An 18,474-nucleotide genomic window follows, 5' to 3' on the forward strand; every position below is an offset into this window, starting at 1 on the left:
AGCCAGCGGTTTCAGTGAGTCCAGAAAAATGAAAAAATTAACTATTGGCTTAATTGGCAATCCTAATTCCGGCAAGACAACGCTATTTAACCAGCTCACGGGTGCGCGCCAGCGCGTCGGTAACTGGGCTGGCGTAACGGTTGAACGTAAAGAAGGCCTATTCTCAACAACAGATCACCAGGTCACGCTGGTTGACCTGCCCGGCACGTACTCCTTAACCACGATCTCCTCGCAAACTTCGCTCGATGAGCAGATTGCCTGCCACTATATTCTTAGCGGCGACGCGGATCTGCTCATCAACGTGGTTGATGCCTCAAACCTTGAGCGTAACCTCTACCTGACGCTGCAGCTGCTGGAGCTGGGCATTCCCTGCATCGTGGCGCTCAACATGCTCGACATTGCAGAGAAACAGAAACTGCGTATCGACGTCGATGCCCTCTCCGCACGGCTGGGGTGCCCGGTCGTTCCGCTGGTGTCGACGCGCGCCCGCGGTATTGATGCCCTGAAACTGGCTATCGATCGCCACGCGGGCAATCGTAACGTTGAGCTGGTGCACTACGCCCAGCCGCTCCTGCGCGAAGCGGATCTGCTGGCGCAAGAGATGGACAAAAGCATGCCCGCGAAACAGCGCCTGTGGCTCGGCCTGCAAATGCTGGAAGGGGATATCTACAGCCGCGCCTATGCTGGTCATGCGGCAGATGAACTGGACGTGGTCCTCGCCCGTCTGAGCGACGAGCTGGATGACCCGGCCCTGCATATCGCTGATGCTCGCTATCAGGCCATCGCCGCGATTTGCGACGTGGTCAGTAACGCCCTGACGGCGGAACCGAGCCGCTTCACCGCTGCCGTGGATAAGGTTGTGCTTAACCGTTTCCTCGGTTTGCCGGTCTTCTTGCTGGTGATGTACCTGATGTTCTTGCTCGCCATTAACATTGGTGGCGCACTCCAGCCGATTTTCGATGCCGGTTCCGTTGCTATCTTTGTTCATGGCATTCAGTGGGTGGGTTACACCCTGCATTTCCCGGAATGGCTGACCATCTTCCTTGCCCAGGGGATTGGCGGTGGTATCAACACCGTACTGCCTCTGGTGCCGCAAATCGGCATGATGTATCTGTTCCTCTCCTTCCTTGAGGATTCCGGTTACATGGCACGCGCCGCCTTCGTCATGGATCGCCTGATGCAGGCGCTCGGTCTGCCAGGCAAATCCTTCGTGCCGCTGATCGTGGGCTTCGGCTGTAACGTGCCCTCGGTTATGGGTGCCCGTACGCTGGATGCACCGCGTGAACGTCTGATGACCATTATGATGGCACCGTTTATGTCCTGCGGTGCACGACTGGCTATCTTCGCGGTCTTTGCCGCGGCCTTCTTTGGGCAGCAGGGGGCACTGGCGGTCTTCTCGCTGTACGTGCTGGGTATCGTCATGGCCATTCTCACGGGGCTGATGCTGAAACACACCATCATGCGCGGCGAAGCGTCGCCGTTCGTTATGGAACTGCCGGTCTACCACGTCCCCCATCTTAAAAGCCTGGTGATCCAGACCTGGCAGCGCCTGAAAGGCTTCGTCCTGCGTGCCGGTAAAGTGATTGTTATCGTGAGTATTTTCCTGAGCGCGCTGAACAGCTTCACCCTGAGCGGACAGGCTGCGGATAACATCAACGACTCCGCCCTCGCCTCCGTCAGCCGCGTCATAACCCCGGTCTTCAAACCGATCGGCGTCCATGACGATAACTGGCAGGCGACCGTCGGTCTGTTCACCGGTGCGATGGCGAAAGAGGTGGTCGTCGGGACCCTGAATACGCTCTACACCGCGGAGAACATCCAGGAGCAAGCGTTCAATCCGGCAGAGTTTCATCTCGGTAACGAACTGCTGGGCGCCGTCGAAGAGACATGGCAGAGCCTGAAAGACACCTTCAGCCTGAGCGTGCTGGCGAACCCTATTGAGGCCAGTAAAGGTGACGGCGAAATGGCAACGGGTGCCATGGGCGTGATGAGCGAGAAATTTGGTAGCGCCTCTGCGGCCTACAGCTACCTCATCTTTGTTCTGCTCTATATTCCGTGCATCTCCGTCATGGGTGCGATTGCCCGCGAGTCCAGCCGTGGCTGGATGGGCTTCTCCATTCTGTGGGGGCTCAACATCGCTTACTCGCTGGCGACGCTCTTTTATCAGACCGTTAACTTTAGCCAGCACCCGCGGTATAGCCTGGTGTGCATCCTGGCGGTTGTGCTGTTTAACGTGCTCGTTCTCGGCCTGCTACGCCGGGCACGCAGCCGGGTTGATATCAACCTGCTGGCAAACCGCAAAACGGCTGCCAGCTGTTGCAACAGCCCGGCGGGCGACTGTCACTAAGGGGTAAGCCATGGCATCGTTGATTCAGGTACGCGACCTGCTGGCGTTACAAGGGCGAATGGAGGCGAAACAGCTGAGCCTCACCCTGCATACGCCGCAGCCGATGATCGATGCCATGCTGGAAAGACTGGAAGCCATGGGAAAAGCGGTGCGTATTCAGGAAGAGGCGGAGGGCTGCCTGTCCGGCAGTTGTAAAAGCTGCCCGGAAGGAAAAGCCTGCCTCAGAGAGTGGTGGGCACTGCGCACATAAAGCCGGGCATCGCTGCCCGGCATTAACGTATTACTTATAGACGTCCGCCGTTGCGCGCACGTTTTTGGTTTGTTTTTCGGCACTGGTGACGACGTAGTACTTCCCACCCAGCTCATCCGCTTTCTTAGACAGCTCTTTTTTGGCGTCCATCGGCGCGGTCGTGTCAGACGTAGAAATCTCACCAACTTTGGTCAGATTCATCCCGGCAACTTTATCTTTTTCCAGCTCTTGTGCCGCAAAGGCGCCAAATGAAAGTGACCCAATAACCAGAGAAGTGACGATACCTGTAACAAGTTTCATAGCCTGACTCTCCATAGGATTGTTGTTTTGATTATCGTAGGCAGAACAACCGCAACGACATCTGGAGTATGGTTGCGGTGTGAAACTTTTTCCAGGCTGGATAGAAAATAATCAGTCTAAACGTTGACTTAACGCAACGAGCGCTGAACAAAACTCCGCCGGATGAGAGATAAACGGCGCATGCGCGGCTTTGTTTATCACCAGAGACTCACTTTGTGGCCAGAGTGAATCCAGCACTGGAACCACTTTGCGCGGCACCAGCCCGTCGAGGTAGCCGTAGATTCGCAGGTGCGGCATCGCCAGCGCGGCCAGCGGCTTACGCAAATCGACAGTTTTGAGGATCTCAAGCCCCCCGTTAAGCACCTCAACGTCCGGCATCGGCAGGGAAAGCACGGTCTGCTTCAGCGCTCTGGCATCCTGACGCGCGGTGTCGGTTCCCATTGTCTGCAGGGCCAGGAAACGCTCAACGGTCCGCTGGAAGTCTTCGCTCAACTGTTTCTGGAACCCGGCCAGCACATCCGGTTTTATGCCCGGCCAGTCGTCCTTTGCACTGAAGCACGGTGACGAGGCTACCGTGACCAGCGCACGCACGCGCTCGGGATGGGTCAAGGCAATCTGGCTCGCCACCAGCCCGCCCAGGCTCCAGCCCAGCCAGATGGCGTGCTGCGGCGCAGCGTCCAGCACCTGCTGCGCCATCTCCTCAACCGACATTGCCCCAAAGCCGCGACTGCGGCCAAAGCCCGGTAAATCCACCAGATGCAGGGTAAATTGCGAGGTGAGTTCCCCGGTTATGCAATTCCATACTTCGGCATTCAGGCCCCATCCGTGCAGCAGCACAAGATGGCAATTTCCCGTCCCTACGGTCTGCCACCACAGCGTCTTCATCAGTTACTGTTCTCTTTTTTCACATGGAGGTTGCACATGTTAACAGTGCCTGGCTTGTGCTGGCTATGCCGGATGCCGCTTGCCCTCAGCGCATGGGGCGTCTGCTCCGTTTGCACCCGCTCGCTGAAAAGGCAGGCGATGACGTGTCCGCAGTGTGGGCTAAATGCCACCGGGCGAGACGTTCCCTGCGGCCGCTGCCTGAAAAAAGCGCCGCCGTGGTGTGCCCTGGTGGCTGTGGATGATTATGTTGCGCCGTTAAGCGGCCTTATTCATGCGCTGAAGTTTGCCGGCCAGAGTGTGCTGGCGCGTCCCCTCGCCCGCCTGTTACTGCTGGCCGTTTTACAGGCGCGACGCACCCGCGGCCTGCCGAACATCGACATGGTGGTTAACGTGCCTTTATACCGTCGCCGACACTGGCGACGCGGCTACAACCAAAGTGACCTGCTCTGCCGCCCGCTCGCGCGATGGCTCGGTTGCCGTTACGACGCCCGTGCGCTCAAACGCGTCCATAATACGGCTATCCAGCATCAGCTCACGGCCCGGCTTCGCAAAAGGAACCTCAAAAATGCCTTTCGTCTTGAATTCCCGGTCAAAGGCCTCCATATCGCGATTGTGGATGATGTCGTCACCACAGGCAGTACCGTTGCTGAACTTTCCCGACTGCTTTTGCAAAGCGGCGCCGCGTCGGTTCAGGTATGGTGTCTGTGCCGTACCTTGTAGCCCTTCTTCAATGGGCGTATGATTATACCCAGGTAATTTAGTCAACTATTAGGCCAAAGCTATGATCCGTATTTCCGATTCTGCACAAGCGCACTTTGCCAAACTGCTGGCAAATCAGGAAGAAGGGACGCAGATCCGCGTGTTTGTGATCAATCCAGGCACTCCGAATGCAGAATGTGGTGTCTCTTATTGTCCTCCGGACGCAGTGGAAGCGACTGACACTGCCCTTAAATTTGAACAGCTCACGGCTTACGTTGATGAGCTGAGCGCACCGTATCTTGAAGATGCGGAGATCGACTTCGTCACCGATCAGCTGGGTTCTCAGCTGACCCTGAAAGCGCCAAACGCCAAAATGCGTAAAGTGTCTGACGATGCCCCACTGATGGAGCGCGTCGAGTACCTGCTGCAGTCTCAGATCAACCCACAGCTGGCGGGCCACGGCGGTCGTGTTTCCCTGATGGAAATCACTGAAGACGGCCTGGCGATCCTGCAGTTCGGCGGCGGCTGTAACGGTTGTTCAATGGTTGATGTCACGCTGAAAGAAGGGATCGAGAAGCAGCTGCTGAACGAATTCCCGGAACTGAAAGGTGTGCGCGATCTGACCGAACACCAGCGCGGCGAGCACTCTTACTACTAAGCGTCCGCCTGCTTTTGCCCGGTGGCGCTATGCTTACCGGGCCTGTTTTCCCCTCCCTGCCTTGCCTCCCCATATGTTGACCTGCGTCTCATAATTCAAATTTAGCCCCCCAGGGTGATTCTCAACCACGACATGTTACCCGTATCATTCTCGTGGGCACTAAGCACCTTCATAACAGCCGACTAAACTTAATAGTTTCCAAGGCAACAGTATTAGTGCCGTTAACACTCTGTTCCCAGTTGGGACAATCGGAATTTGTCGTTGAAACAATGACGTTACCCATAACAATTCAAAGGCCAGGTAAATCATGCCATTAGTCATCGTTGCTATCGGTGTTGTGTTATTACTGCTCTTGATGATCCGTTTCAAAATGAACGGGTTTATCGCTCTGGTTCTGGTGGCACTTGCAGTCGGTCTGATGCAAGGGATGCCGCTGGTGAAAGTTATCAGCTCCATTAAAGCCGGTGTCGGCGGCACGCTCGGTAGCCTGGCCCTGATCATGGGCTTTGGCGCTATGCTCGGCAAAATGCTGGCGGACTGTGGGGGCGCCCAGCGTATTGCCACCACGCTGATTGCCAAATTTGGGAAGAAGAATATCCAGTGGGCGGTCGTGTTAACCGGGTTTACCGTCGGTTTCGCACTGTTCTATGAAGTGGGCTTCGTGCTGATGCTGCCACTGGTGTTCACCATCGCAGCGGCAGCGAACATTCCACTGCTGTATGTCGGTGTACCGATGGCCGCCGCGCTGTCCGTTACGCACGGTTTCCTGCCACCACACCCGGGTCCAACCGCGATCGCCACCATCTTCCATGCCGATATGGGTAAAACCCTGCTGTTCGGTACGATTCTGGCAATCCCGACGGTGATCCTGGCCGGCCCGGTTTATGCCCGCTTCCTGAAAGGGATTGATAAGCCTATCCCGGAAGGTCTGTACAGCGCGAAAACCTTCACGGAAGAAGAGATGCCTGGTTTTGGCGTCAGCGTCTGGACCTCTCTGGTGCCGGTCATCCTGATGGCGATGCGTGCCGTGGCGGAAATGATCCTGCCAAAAGGCCACCCGTTCCTGTCCGTTGCCGAATTCCTGGGCGACCCGGTGATGGCGACGCTGATTGCGGTACTGATTGCGATGTTCACCTTCGGCCTGAACCGTGGTCGTTCAATGGATCAGATTAACGACACGCTGACCTCTTCCATCAAAATCATTGCCATGATGCTGCTGATTATCGGTGGTGGCGGTGCGTTCAAGCAGGTGCTGGTCGACAGCGGCGTGGATAAATACATCGCGGCCATGATGCATGAAACCAATGTGTCACCGCTGCTGATGGCGTGGTCTATCGCTGCGGTGCTGCGTATCGCGCTCGGCTCTGCAACCGTTGCGGCAATCACCGCCGGTGGTATCGTTGCGCCGCTGATTGCGACGACGGGCGTGAGCCCTGAGCTGATGGTTATCGCGGTAGGTTCCGGTAGCGTGATTTTCTCTCACGTGAACGATCCGGGCTTCTGGCTGTTCAAGGAATATTTCAACCTGACTATCGGTGAAACCATCAAGTCCTGGTCTGCACTGGAAACCATTATTTCGGTGTGTGGTCTGGTCGGGGTTCTGCTGTTGAACATGGTTATCTGATATCAAAAAGCCGGGTAGCTTGCGCTTACCCGGCTTTCTTCTCTCTGTGAGACTACCGCGTTTTACCCACCGCTTTTCTGCGCTTATCCAAATCCTTAATCAGCCTGTTCACCCCTTCATCGGCAAACATCTTCTCAAGCGTGATGGACAATTTGCGACGCCAGTTCTTGTACTGATAGCTGGTACCCGGAATGTTCACCGGCTCCGCCATATCAATCCAGTCTTCCGGCTGCAGACCCAGCAGGGCACTGTTGCTGTCGGCAATATAGCGCTGCAATCCGCGGTTGAGCGTAGGCGTCATCGACATCAGTGATGCCTTATGCCCGGCGCGTTTCGGCAGGCAGCCATGCTTGTGTAACGCATCAAGCAACCCTTGCTTCGCCAGCTCGCGATCCTGATACAGCCCACGTAAGACCTCTTCATCCGGATACAGACCCAGCGTTTTACCGAGCGTCAGATCGCCGCTTTCCCAATAGCCACGAAGCGTAGGAAGGTCATGCGTCGTCGCGACTGCCATTGACTGTTCAGGGTACGCTTTCGGCGCGCGGAAGGTTTTCTCATGGTCGTTTTCAAAATAGAGCACTTTATAGGAGTAAACACCGCTGTCGCGGAGCTTACTGACAATCTCAACCGGCACGGTACCGAGATCTTCGCCGATCACCATGCACTGATGACGTTTACTCTCCAGCGCCAGGATCGAGAGCAGATCGTCAACCGGATATTGTACATACGCGCCGTGGTCAGCCGTTTCACCATAAGGGATCCACCACAGACGCAGGACGGACATCACGTGGTCAATTCGCAGCGCGCCGCAGTTTTGCATGTTGGCGCGCAGCAGGTCGATAAACGGCTCGTAAGCCCGCGCAGCCATGACGTGCGGATCCATCGGCGGCAAACCCCAGTTCTGGCCGAGCGGGCCAAGAATATCCGGCGGTGCGCCCACGGAGGCCTTCAGGCAATAAAGCTCGCGGTCACACCAGGTTTCCGCCCCGCCTTCCGCCACGCCAACGGCCAGATCGCGGTACAGGCCGATCGGCATTTTATAGCCCTGGCTCACCTGCCAGCAGGCGGCAAACTGGCTGTAAGCCAGCCACTGCAGCCAGAGGAAGAAGTCCACCTCGTCAGCATATTTTTTGCAGAACGCCTGCACTTCGGGCGTATCGACAGATTGATACGCTTCCGGCCATACCGGCCAGCCCCAGCGCATTTCGTCCTCTTTTACCTGATAAGCGTGCAATGCATCGAACGCCGCCTGCCAGTAAAGGCTCTCGCCTTCCTGGGCCACAAACTGGCGGAAAGCCGACATCTGCTCGTCATCACGCTGCGAAAAACCTTTCCATGCCAGACGTAACGCCGCCATTTTCAGTGCGGTGACGGTGGCATAGTCTACCCAGTCCGTCTCGCGCGCCTGCTTCAGCGCCTGCTGAGTGGTCGTGAGGTTCCACCACGCCTGCGCCTCTTTGCTGCTTTTGAAATCGTCTAAGGCATTCACGTCAATGTAAATCACGTTCAGCCAGCGACGGGATGACGGGCTGTACGGACTGGCACTTTCCGGGTTCGCCGGATAGAGCGCATGAATGGGGTTGAGGCCGATAAACGCACCGCCGCGCTCGCCCACATCCGCCAGCATCTTTTTCAGGTCGCCAAAATCGCCGATACCCCAGTTGCTGTCAGAGCGCAGCGTGTAGAGCTGCACGCAGGCCCCCCACAGCTTTTTACCCTCGAGCAACGCCTGCGGCTCATAGCAGCGTTTTGGCGCAACAATCACCCGACAATGAAAACGCTGGTCGTCCTGCGTGAGGGTTAACGTGTGATAGCCCTCCGGCAGTTTTGCCGGAAGGTTAAGTGCTTTGCCACCGGTGGCGTGGCCTTTGTGCTGTTGCCCCTCTTCGGTCGTGAGCAGCCAGCTAAATTCGCCGCGCCCGTTTACCGTAAGCGGCATCTTCTTACCGGCGGTAAACACCTTCACGTTCGGCACCGGCGCAACCGACGCTTTCGCGTCGGTCTTGTGCATGGCATCCAGCAAACGTCTTTTGGTGTCGGCGCCAATAGACTGTGGTTTGCCGTGAGCATTAATGTAACTGAGGCTGATCCCCGCCGCCTGCGCGGCACTGTCCAGACGTTTACTCTCCATCGCGCTTCCTTAGCGTTTTGCCTGCCAGATACGAGCCTGATAATCACGGATTGAGCGGTCAGAACTGAACATCCCGCAGCGGGCGGTGTTCAGAATGCACGCCCGGGTCCACGCTTCCTGGTCGCGATACAGCACGTCGACCTGTTTTTGCGCGTCCACATAGGCCGTAAAGTCCGCCATGACCAAATACGGGTCACCGCCGTGTTTGTCCATGCTGTGCAGCATCTGGTCAAAGGCATGTTTATCGCCATCGCTGTACTTACCGCTTTCCAGCTCTTTCAGAACCGCATCAAGAACTTTGTCTTTCTTACGCCATTTCACCGGGTCGTAACCTTTGGCCTTGAGGGCTTTCACTTCTTCGACGGTATGGCCGAAGATAAAGATGTTCTCTTCCCCCACCTTTTCGGCGATCTCGACGTTCGCGCCGTCGAGCGTACCGACGGTCAGCGCACCGTTCAGCGCCAGCTTCATGTTGCCGGTACCGGAAGCTTCTTTCCCTGCCGTGGAGATCTGTTCGGAGATATCCGCCGCCGGGATCAGCATCTCAGCTGCAGAGACGCAGTAGTCCGGCAGGAACACCACCTTCAGCTTGTCACCCACTTTCGGATCGTTATTGATGGCCGCGGCCACTTTATTAATGGCGAGGATAATGTTTTTCGCCAGGTAGTAGCCCGGTGCGGCTTTCGCCCCAAACAGGAACACGCGCGGTACGCGGTCAGCCTGCGGGTTCTCGCGGATCTCTTTATACAGCGCCAGAATGTGCAGCAGGTTCAGGTGCTGGCGTTTGTACTCATGCAGACGTTTGATCTGAATATCGAAAATGGCGTTCGGGTTGATCTCAAGCCCGGTACGCGCTTTGACAAAATGCGCCAGACGCACTTTGTTTTCGAGCTTAATGGCGCGGTACTGCTCGCGGAATGCCGCGTCGTCGGCATACTTTTCCAGATTGATAAGCTGGTCCAGATCGTTGGCCCACTCTTTCTTCAGGGTTTTGTCCAGCAGGCCAGCCAGCAGCGGGTTGCACTGCTTAATCCAGCGACGCGGCGTGATGCCGTTGGTCACGTTATGGAATTTGGTCGGCCACAGCTGGTGGTATTCCGGGAACAGGTCTTTCACCACCAGATCCGAGTGCAGCGCCGCCACACCGTTCACCGCAAAACCGCTCACCACGCACATGTTCGCCATGCGCACCTGTTTGTCATGTACCACAGCCAGCTTCGCCCACACCGCTTTGTCGCCCGGCCAGGTTTTATCCACTTGCTTTTTAAACGCGTCGTTAATCTTGTTGATGATCTGCATATGACGCGGCAGCAGGGCTTTCACCAGCTTCTCATCCCAGCACTCCAGCGCTTCAGGCATCAGGGTGTGGTTGGTATAGGCAAACGTACGGCTGGTGATCGCCCACGCGTCATCCCAGCTCAGTTGGTGCTCGTCAATCAGCACGCGCAACAGTTCAGGAATCGCAATCGTCGGGTGCGTATCGTTAAGCTGGATCACTTCGAAGTCCGGCAGCTGCGCCAGCTTGCGGCCCGCCAGGTGATGACGACGCAGAATATCCGCAATGGAACAGGCACACTGGAAGTACTGCTGCATCAGACGCAGTTTCTTGCCCGCCAGATGGTTGTCGTTCGGGTAAAGGACTTTGGTCAGTTTCTCAGCGTCGATCCCCTGCTGCTCGGCACGCAGGAAATCGCCGTCGTTGAATTTGGTCAGGTTGAAGGGATGAGCATGCTTTGCCTGCCACAGACGCAGCGGTTGCGCCACGCCGTTACGGTAGCCCAGCACCGGCAGATCCCAGGCTTCGCCGGTCAGGGTAAACGCAGGCTCCCACAGCCCCTGCTTCGTGACTTTACCACCAATGCCTACCTGCACATCAAGCTGTGCATTGTGGCGGAACCAGGGGTAAGTATTGCGGTGCCAGTCATCCGGCGCTTCCATCTGATGACCATCAGCAAACGACTGACGGAACAGGCCGTACTGGTAGTTCAGACCGTAGCCAATGGCCGATTGACCGACGGTGGCCATCGAGTCAAGGAAACAGGCCGCCAGACGTCCCAGACCACCGTTACCCAGCGCCGGGTCAATCTCTTCTTCCAGCAGGTCGGTCAGGTTAATGTCATGCTCTTTCAGCACATCACCCACCTCCTGATACCAGCCGAGGTTCAGCAGGTTATTACCTGTCAGACGGCCAATCAGGAACTCCATTGAGATGTAGTTAACGTGGCGCTGGTCTTTCGTCGGTTTTGCCAACGGTTGAGCATCCAGCTGCTCCGCGAGCGCACCGCTCACTGCCTGCCACCACTGGTGAGGCGTCATCTCGTTTGCAGCGTGAAGGCCAAAACGCTGCCACTGACGCGTCAGGGCAGCCTGGAATTGAGCTTTGTTAAAGGTAGGCTGTGACATAGGGAATTGGCATCCTGTAGAGAGAAAACACATGTTGGCGCTAGTGTGCCAGGCTCATTTCGCCTCTTCCTCATCCCGCAGGGGATTAGGCAGGGAGGAGTAGCGGGGATGAGCATAAAAGTGTGATCAAGGCCACTCTGAGAGCATAGTGTGAGTGTGCCAGGAAGAAAAAAAGATAACCGGGGAGAATGTCAAAAAAATGAAATACAGTTTCGGATGAAATTAATCCGCGCCGAAATGATTACTTACGCAGAATAATATTTCTGCAATGGGGCCTTACCTAAGGGGATTATTAATCTCACTCAACTTTACCCGAACTTTATTAAATTTGACGTCACTATACCTTTCTGAAACCAGTTTCAGCGTAACCGTGTGACACTGGGACAAGCCAGCGCTGACGCGGTGTTAAAGCCATTCTGGAAAAGTTCCGGTACTCGCCTGAATGTTTTGTGACAGAGTGCAAATTCAGAGCCACAAAACCCAGACATAACTTGCAATAGTTCTCTTTCTGGCCGACCTTATAGCTATTAATTACGAAGCGCAAAAAAAATAAATTCTCTCGTTCCCCACAGTGAAGTGAAAACTATGTTGATTCCGTCTAAATTAAGTCGCCCGGTTCGTCTTGACCATACAGTGGTCCGCGAGCGTCTGCTGGCTAAACTTTCCGGCGCGCATAATTTCCGACTGGCGCTGGTTACGAGCCCTGCAGGCTATGGAAAAACAACGCTCATTTCGCAATGGGCCGCAGGTAAGAGCGACCTTGGCTGGTACTCCCTTGATGAGGGCGATAACCAGCAAGAGCGTTTTGCCAGCTATCTGATTGCCGCCATTCAGCAGGCAACCAACGGACACTGCGTCGCCAGTGAGGTCATGGTGCAAAAGCGCCAGTACGCCAGCCTGTCTTCCCTTTTCTCACAGCTGTTTATCGAACTGGCCGAATGGCATCGCCCGCTGTACGTGGTGATTGATGATTATCATCTCATCACTAACCCGGTTATCCATGAATCGATGCGTTTCTTCCTGCGTCATCAGCCGGAAAACCTGACCCTGGTCGTGCTGTCGCGTAACCTGCCGCAACTGGGCATCGCCAACCTGCGCGTGCGCGATCAGCTGCTGGAAGTCGGCAGCCAGCAGCTGGCCTTTACCCATCAGGAAGCCAAACAGTTCTTTGACTGTCGACTGAACTCGCCAATTGAGGCCTCCGAAAGCAGCCGCCTGTGTGATGATGTCGCCGGCTGGGCGACGGCGCTGCAGCTGATTGCTCTCTCTGCCCGGCAAAATAACAGCCCGACGCACCAGTCTGCGCGTCGCCTGGCGGGGATTAACGCGAGCCATCTTTCTGATTATCTCGTCGACGAAGTGCTGAACAGCGTTGATCCGTCGACCCGAAATTTCCTGCTCAAAAGTTCTCTGCTGCGTTCCATGAACGACGCGCTGATCGTGCGCGTGACCGGCTGTGAAAACGGTCAGCTGCAGCTGGAAGAGATTGAGCGCCAGGGCCTGTTCCTGACCCGAATGGACGATCCCGGCGAGTGGTTCAGCTATCACCCACTGTTTGGCAGCTTCCTGCGCCAGCGCTGTCAGTGGGAGCTTGCGACGGAACTGCCGGAAATCCATCGCGCCGCCGCCGAAAGCTGGATGGCACAAGGTTTCCCGAGCGAGGCGATTCACCACGCGCTTGCCGCCGGTGATGCCGGCATGCTGCGTGATATCCTCCTTAACCACGCATGGGGCTTGTTTAACCACAGCGAGCTGACGTTGCTTGAAGAGTCACTGAAAGCCCTGCCGTGGGAGAGCCTGCTGGAGAATCCGCGCCTGGTGCTGCTGCAGGCCTGGCTGATGCAGAGCCAGCATCGCTACAGTGAAGTAAATACCCTGCTGGCACGTGCCGAGCAGGAGATGGAAAGCGATATGGATGCCACCCTGCACGGCGAATTCAACGCCCTGCGGGCGCAGGTGGCGATTAACGACGGTGACCCGGAAGAGGCTGAGCGCCTGGCGATGGTTGCGCTGGATGAACTGCCGCTGGCCAATTTCTACAGCCGTATTGTGGCCACCTCGGTACACGGTGAAGTTCTGCACTGCAAAGGCGAGCTGACGCGCTCCCTTTCGCTCATGCAACAAACTGAACAGATGGCCCGCCGCCACGATGTCTGGCATTACGCGCTGTGGAGCCTGATCCAGCAAAGTGAAATTTTGTTTGCGCAGGGGTTCCTGCAGGCCGCCTGGGAAAATCAGGAAAAGGCCTTCCAGCTGATTCGTGAGCAGCATCTGGAACAGCTGCCGATGCACGAGTTCCTGCTGCGCATTCGTGCACAGCTCCTTTGGGCATGGTCGCGTCTGGATGAAGCGGAAAGCTGCGCCCGTCAGGGTGTGGACGTTCTCTCCAGCTTCCAGCCACAGCAGCAATTGCAGTGTCTGGCGCTGCTGGTTCAGTGCTCGCTGGCGCGTGGCGATCTCGATAACGCCCGCAACCACCTTAACCGTCTGGAAAACCTGCTCGGTAACGGTCAGTACCACAGCGACTGGGTGTCCAACGCCGATAAGGTGCGGGTGATTTACTGGCAGATGACCGGCGACAAAAAATCCGCCGCTAACTGGTTACGTCAGACCCCTAAACCGGAATTTGCCAACAACCACTTCCTGCAGAGCCAGTGGCGCAACATTGCCCGCGTCCAGATCCTGCTTGGTGAATTAGAACCTGCCGAAATCGTGCTGGAAGAGCTTAATGAAAACGCCCGCAGCCTGCGGCTGATGAGCGATCTCAACCGCAACCTCCTTCTGCTGAACCAGCTTTACTGGCAGGCGGGCCGCAAAAACGATGCCCAGCGCGTCCTGCTGGAAGCGCTGCAGCTGGCGAACCGCACCGGGTTTATCAGCCACTTTGTCATTGAAGGTGAAGTGATGGCCCAGCAGCTGCGACAGTTGATTCAACTCAATACGCTGCCAGAGCTGGATCAGCATCGTGCCCAGCGTATTCTGCGCGAAATTAACCAGCACCATCGCCATAAGTTTGCGCACTTTGATGAGAACTTCGTGGAACGTCTGCTGAACCATCCGGAAGTACCGGAACTGATCCGCACCAGCCCGCTCACTCAGCGCGAATGGCAGGTGCTGGGGCTGATCTACTCAGGCTACAGCAACGAGCAGATCGCCGGTGAACTGGCGGTGGCGGCGACCACCATCAAAACCCATATCCGCAATCTCTATCAGAAGCTGGGCGTCGCCCATCGTCAGGATGCGGTGCAGCATGCACAGCAGCTGCTGAAGATGATGGGGTACGGCGTGTAATTCCGGTGCGCGTGGGTGCCCTCACCCGGCCTGTTTTGCAGAAACTAAAAACGGCAACCTTCGGTTGCCGTTTTGCTTTTACGTCAGCACAGTTCCAGCTGCAGATTATTATCCTTAATCACCTGCATCACGCCTGCCGGCGGCATCACGTCGGTATAAACCGCATCAACCATGCTGATGCTGCCCATATTCACCATCGCGTTACGGCCAAACTTGGAGTGGTCCACCACGAGCATAACGTGGCGTGAATTCTCAATAATCGCGCGCTTGGTGCGGACTTCATGATAATCAAACTCCAGCAGGGAGCCATCGCTGTCGATACCGCTGATCCCGAGAATGCCGAAATCGAGACGAAACTGAGAGATAAAGTCGAGCGTCGCTTCACCGATGATGCCGCCGTCGCGGCTGCGCAACTCGCCGCCCGCAAGAATGATGCGGAAATCGTCTTTCTGCATCAGGGTATTCGCGACATTCAGGTTATTGGTCACAACGCGCAGGTTTTCATGATCCAGCAGTGCATGGGCGACCGCTTCCGGCGTGGTGCCGATATCAATAAACAGCGTCGCCCCGTTAGGGATCTGGCTGGCGACTTTCCGCGCAATGCGCTCTTTCTCCGCCGTTTGCGTGGCTTTACGGTCATGCCATGAGGTGTTGACCGAGCTGGACGGCAGCGCCGCCCCGCCGTGGTGGCGCAGAATACGGTTTTGATCGGCAAGGTCGTTCAGGTCACGACGAATGGTCTGCGGGCTGACGGCAAACTGCTCGACCAGCTCTTCGGTGCTGACATATCCCTGTTTTTTAACCAGTTCGATAATGGCGTCATGACGTTGTGTTTGTTTCATCAATTATCCCTGAGAATTATGTTCGTTTTCGCGCATGGAGCGTGTCGGCAAACGCCATCGCCAGCCCAACGGCCAGCCCGGTGACGTGTGCACCATTGGCGATAGACATACCAAACAGATCAAACCATCCGGCAATTAGCCATATTAACGCAAAGGTTATTAACCCGCGTTGCAGATAGATGCCACTTTCAGGATCGCGCTCACCTCTGAGCCAGACGTAGCCCATCAGGGCATACACAACACCTGATAATCCGCCAAACCACGGGCCGCTGAATTTGTGCTGCACATAGCCACTCAACAGGGCACTGATGACGGTGATCACAATCAGCTTCCCGCTACCAAGACGCTTCTCGACGGCACCGCCAAGGTACCACCACCACAGCAGGTTAAAGAGAATATGCATCACCGAGAAGTGCATCAACGCGTGGGTAAAATAGCGCCAGACGTCAACGTCCAGTGAAGGGTCATAGGGCCATGCCAGGGCGATCATGACGCTCTGGTCGCCGACCACGTTCATCATAATGAACACGATAATGCAGGCCGCCATCAGCAGCAGCGTAAACGGACCCGCGCGTTCGCGCACGGTGGCAAAGAAGGGAAAACGACGATAGTGCAGCCCGCTGCCCGTCTGGCCTGATTGCCAGCTTGCGGCCAGATAGCGCGGGTCGCCGGGGTTCTCAAGGAATCGCGCCAGCTCCTCATTTACCCTCGCGGCCTGGCTCTCGTCGGCCAGCCACACATCGGTCTGATGATGTTGCTGGATGGTCAGAATAACGCCCTGCGTCGCCATATAGTCGACAAACGCCTGGGCGACGCGCGGGTTGGTAAAAGAGGTGATCATCAACATGGGCAGCCGTCGCTTATTTCCACACAAAAGGGGACAGTATAGCGGTATCAGCGCTCAAACGCGTATTCAACTTCTGCCGGGAAATGACGATGCCAGGCATCGAAGCCGCCATCGACACTGTAAACCGCATCGTAGCCCTGCTGAAGCAGGTACTGCGCTGCACCTTTACTGCTGTTACCGTGGTAGCACATGACCATCACCGGCGTGTCGAAATCGTTATCGCGCATAAACGCGCCCAGGGAGTCGTTGGTCAGGTGGAACGCGCCTGGCGTGTGGCCCATCGCAAAGCTCTGTGGATCGCGGATGTCCACCAGCACAGCCGTTCCCTGGTGCATTTTCTGATGGGCTTCTTCTACGTTAATACATTCAAACTGATCCATGGTGCTCTCATCTTATATTCAGGTGTGGTGCGCTTCCTCTCACCCCACTCTCTCCTGAAGTGAGAAGGTTGGGCGAGGGCATCAAGCGGCACTATTTTACCCCGTAGTGTACGTCCTGGCGGCGGGTAAACGCCATTATGTTATCCATATCACTCTAAATTGTTTTTTTGATGTTACCAAAAGCGCGTTCCTTTGCTATTATGAGCGATATCGAACATTTCTGAGCTTTAACGAAAGTGCGTGAGGGTGTTATGGAAACCAAAGATCTGATTGTGATAGGCGGTGGCATCAACGGTGCCGGGATTGCGGCCGATGCTGCAGGACGCGGTTTATCCGTGCTGATGCTGGAAGCTAACGATCTCGCCTGCGCGACCTCGTCCGCCAGCTCCAAACTGATCCACGGTGGCCTGCGCTACCTGGAACACTACGAATTCCGCCTGGTCAGCGAAGCCCTGGCCGAACGTGAAGTGCTGCTGAAAATGGCCCCGCATCTGGCGATTCCGATGCGCTTTCGCCTGCCCCACCGCCCGCATCTGCGTCCGGCGTGGATGATTCGAATCGGTCTGTTTATGTACGATCATCTGGGCAAACGTACCAGCCTGCCAGGATCGACCGGTTTGCGTTTTGGCTCAGAATCGGTCCTTAAACCTGAAATCGTGCGCGGATTCGAATATTCCGACTGCTGGGTAGACGATGCGCGTCTGGTCCTTGCCAATGCGCAGATGGTGGTGAAAAAAGGCGGCGAGGTGAAAACCCGCACCCGCGCCACGGCTGCCCGTCGTGAAAACGGCCTGTGGATTGTTGAAGCGGAAGACGTGGATACCGGCGAGAAGTTCAGCTGGAAAGCGCGCGGCCTGGTAAACGCCACCGGGCCGTGGGTGAAACAGTTCTTTGATGAGGGAATGCACCTGCCTTCGCCGTACGGCATCCGCCTGATCAAAGGCAGCCACATTGTCGTGCCACGCGTGCATACCCAGAAGCAGGCCTATATCCTGCAGAACGAAGATAAACGTATCGTGTTTGTGATCCCGTGGATGGACGAGTTCTCCATCATCGGCACCACCGACGTGGAGTACAAAGGCGATCCGAAAAATGTCGAGATCGACGAAAGTGAAGTCAGCTACCTGCTGAAAGTGTATAACGCGCACTTCAAAAAACAGCTGGCACGCGATGACGTGGTCTGGACCTACTCCGGCGTGCGTCCGCTGTGTGATGACGAATCGGACTCACCGCAGGCCATCACCCGCGACTATACGCTGGATATTCATGACGTGGACGGCCAGGCACCGCTGCTGTCGGTCTTTGGCGGCAAGCTCACTACCTATCGTAAGCTGGCCGAACACGCACTGGAAAAACTGGTGCCGTACTACAAGGGCATTGGCCCGGCCTGGACTAAAGGTGCCGTATTGCCTGGCGGCGATATCGGGGATAACCGCGATGATTATGCCGCGAAACTGCGCCGTCGTTACCCGTTCATCACCGAAGGGATGGCGCGTCACTACGCCCGTACCTACGGCAGTAATACGGAATGGATCCTGGGTGAAGCCAAAACGCTTGCCGACCTGGGTGAACATTTCGGTCACGAACTCTACGAAGCCGAACTGCGCTATCTGGTTGAGAACGAGTGGGTGCGCCGCCTGGATGATGCCATCTGGCGTCGTACCAAAGAAGGGATGTGGCTGGATGCCGAGCAGCAGTCGCGCGTGGCGCAGTGGCTGGCGCAGAACGCGGGAAAGCGTGAGCTGTCATTAGCATCGTGATGTAAAAAGGCCCGGTGGCGTTACGCTTCCCGGGCCTGCAGATCGCATAAGCCG

14 protein-coding genes are annotated in these 18,474 nt (G+C 56.3%); 7 read left to right on the forward strand and 7 right to left on the reverse strand.

Features of this window, described 5'->3' with window-relative positions; genetic code table 11:
• Positions 1–28: 28 nt before the first annotated feature.
• Both feoB and feoC read left to right on the forward strand, forming a co-directional pair.
• Positions 29–2,347 carry a Fe(2+) transporter permease subunit FeoB gene (gene feoB, locus AC2FAP_RS18735; protein ID WP_449541958.1) on the forward strand — a complete coding sequence of 773 codons (2,319 nt, stop codon included), beginning with the start codon at positions 29–31 and terminating at the stop codon, positions 2,345–2,347.
• Positions 2,348–2,357: 10 nt separating this feature from the next.
• Positions 2,358–2,597 (forward strand): [Fe-S]-dependent transcriptional repressor FeoC, encoded by a 240-nt coding sequence (gene feoC, locus AC2FAP_RS18740; RefSeq protein WP_063215539.1) that lies wholly within the window; start codon positions 2,358–2,360, stop codon positions 2,595–2,597.
• A gap of 30 nt (positions 2,598–2,627) precedes the next feature.
• Here the strand turns inward: feoC and AC2FAP_RS18745 are convergent, their stop codons facing one another.
• Together AC2FAP_RS18745 and bioH are read right to left on the reverse strand one after the other, a co-directional pair.
• Positions 2,628–2,897 carry a YdgH/BhsA/McbA-like domain containing protein gene (locus tag AC2FAP_RS18745; RefSeq protein ID WP_025202855.1) on the reverse strand — a complete coding sequence of 90 codons (270 nt, stop codon included), beginning with the start codon at positions 2,895–2,897 and terminating at the stop codon, positions 2,628–2,630.
• 111 nt (positions 2,898–3,008) lie between these two features.
• A complete protein-coding gene (gene bioH, locus AC2FAP_RS18750; RefSeq protein ID WP_185791836.1) occupies positions 3,009–3,782 on the reverse strand; it encodes a pimeloyl-ACP methyl ester esterase BioH in 774 nt (257 codons plus the stop codon).
• A 36-nt stretch (positions 3,783–3,818) separates the two neighbouring features.
• On the opposite strand from bioH, the gene gntX reads away from it, so the two are divergent.
• The 3 genes from gntX (at position 3,819) to gntT (ending at position 6,763) form a co-directional block, all read left to right on the forward strand.
• Positions 3,819–4,502 (forward strand): DNA utilization protein GntX, encoded by a 684-nt coding sequence (gntX, locus tag AC2FAP_RS18755; protein ID WP_020884567.1) that lies wholly within the window; start codon positions 3,819–3,821, stop codon positions 4,500–4,502.
• 61 nt (positions 4,503–4,563) lie between these two features.
• On the forward strand, positions 4,564–5,139 hold the full coding sequence (nfuA, locus tag AC2FAP_RS18760; RefSeq protein WP_003861601.1) for a Fe-S biogenesis protein NfuA: 576 nt from the start codon (positions 4,564–4,566) through the stop codon (positions 5,137–5,139).
• A 307-nt stretch (positions 5,140–5,446) separates the two neighbouring features.
• Entirely contained in the window at positions 5,447–6,763 is a 1,317-nt protein-coding gene (gntT, locus tag AC2FAP_RS18765) for a gluconate transporter (protein ID WP_014171973.1), read from the forward strand.
• A gap of 52 nt (positions 6,764–6,815) precedes the next feature.
• On the opposite strand, the gene malQ is transcribed toward gntT, so the two are convergent.
• Together malQ and malP are read right to left on the reverse strand one after the other, a co-directional pair.
• Positions 6,816–8,897, reverse strand: coding sequence for a 4-alpha-glucanotransferase (gene malQ / locus AC2FAP_RS18770; protein WP_449541959.1), 2,082 nt, complete (start codon positions 8,895–8,897; stop codon positions 6,816–6,818).
• Positions 8,898–8,906: 9 nt separating this feature from the next.
• A complete protein-coding gene (gene malP / locus AC2FAP_RS18775; RefSeq protein WP_449541960.1) occupies positions 8,907–11,300 on the reverse strand; it encodes a maltodextrin phosphorylase in 2,394 nt (797 codons plus the stop codon).
• A 585-nt stretch (positions 11,301–11,885) separates the two neighbouring features.
• On the opposite strand from malP, the gene malT reads away from it, so the two are divergent.
• Entirely contained in the window at positions 11,886–14,591 is a 2,706-nt protein-coding gene (malT, locus tag AC2FAP_RS18780; RefSeq protein WP_020884564.1) for an HTH-type transcriptional regulator MalT, read from the forward strand.
• Positions 14,592–14,674: 83 nt separating this feature from the next.
• Here malT and AC2FAP_RS18785 read toward each other — a convergent pair whose 3' ends face one another.
• The 3 genes from AC2FAP_RS18785 to glpE are packed head-to-tail and all read right to left on the reverse strand — an operon-like array spanning position 14,675 to position 16,660.
• Positions 14,675–15,433 carry a DeoR/GlpR family transcriptional regulator gene (locus AC2FAP_RS18785; RefSeq protein WP_008503060.1) on the reverse strand — a complete coding sequence of 253 codons (759 nt, stop codon included), beginning with the start codon at positions 15,431–15,433 and terminating at the stop codon, positions 14,675–14,677.
• Positions 15,434–15,449: 16 nt separating this feature from the next.
• A complete protein-coding gene (glpG, locus tag AC2FAP_RS18790; RefSeq protein ID WP_032679123.1) occupies positions 15,450–16,280 on the reverse strand; it encodes a rhomboid family intramembrane serine protease GlpG in 831 nt (276 codons plus the stop codon).
• A gap of 47 nt (positions 16,281–16,327) precedes the next feature.
• A complete protein-coding gene (gene glpE / locus AC2FAP_RS18795; protein WP_020884562.1) occupies positions 16,328–16,660 on the reverse strand; it encodes a thiosulfate sulfurtransferase GlpE in 333 nt (110 codons plus the stop codon).
• Positions 16,661–16,911: 251 nt separating this feature from the next.
• On the opposite strand from glpE, the gene glpD reads away from it, so the two are divergent.
• A complete protein-coding gene (gene glpD / locus AC2FAP_RS18800; protein WP_025202849.1) occupies positions 16,912–18,420 on the forward strand; it encodes a glycerol-3-phosphate dehydrogenase in 1,509 nt (502 codons plus the stop codon).
• Positions 18,421–18,474 lie beyond the last annotated feature (54 nt).

It is taken from the genome of Enterobacter cloacae complex sp. 394I7 (assembly GCF_057320345.1).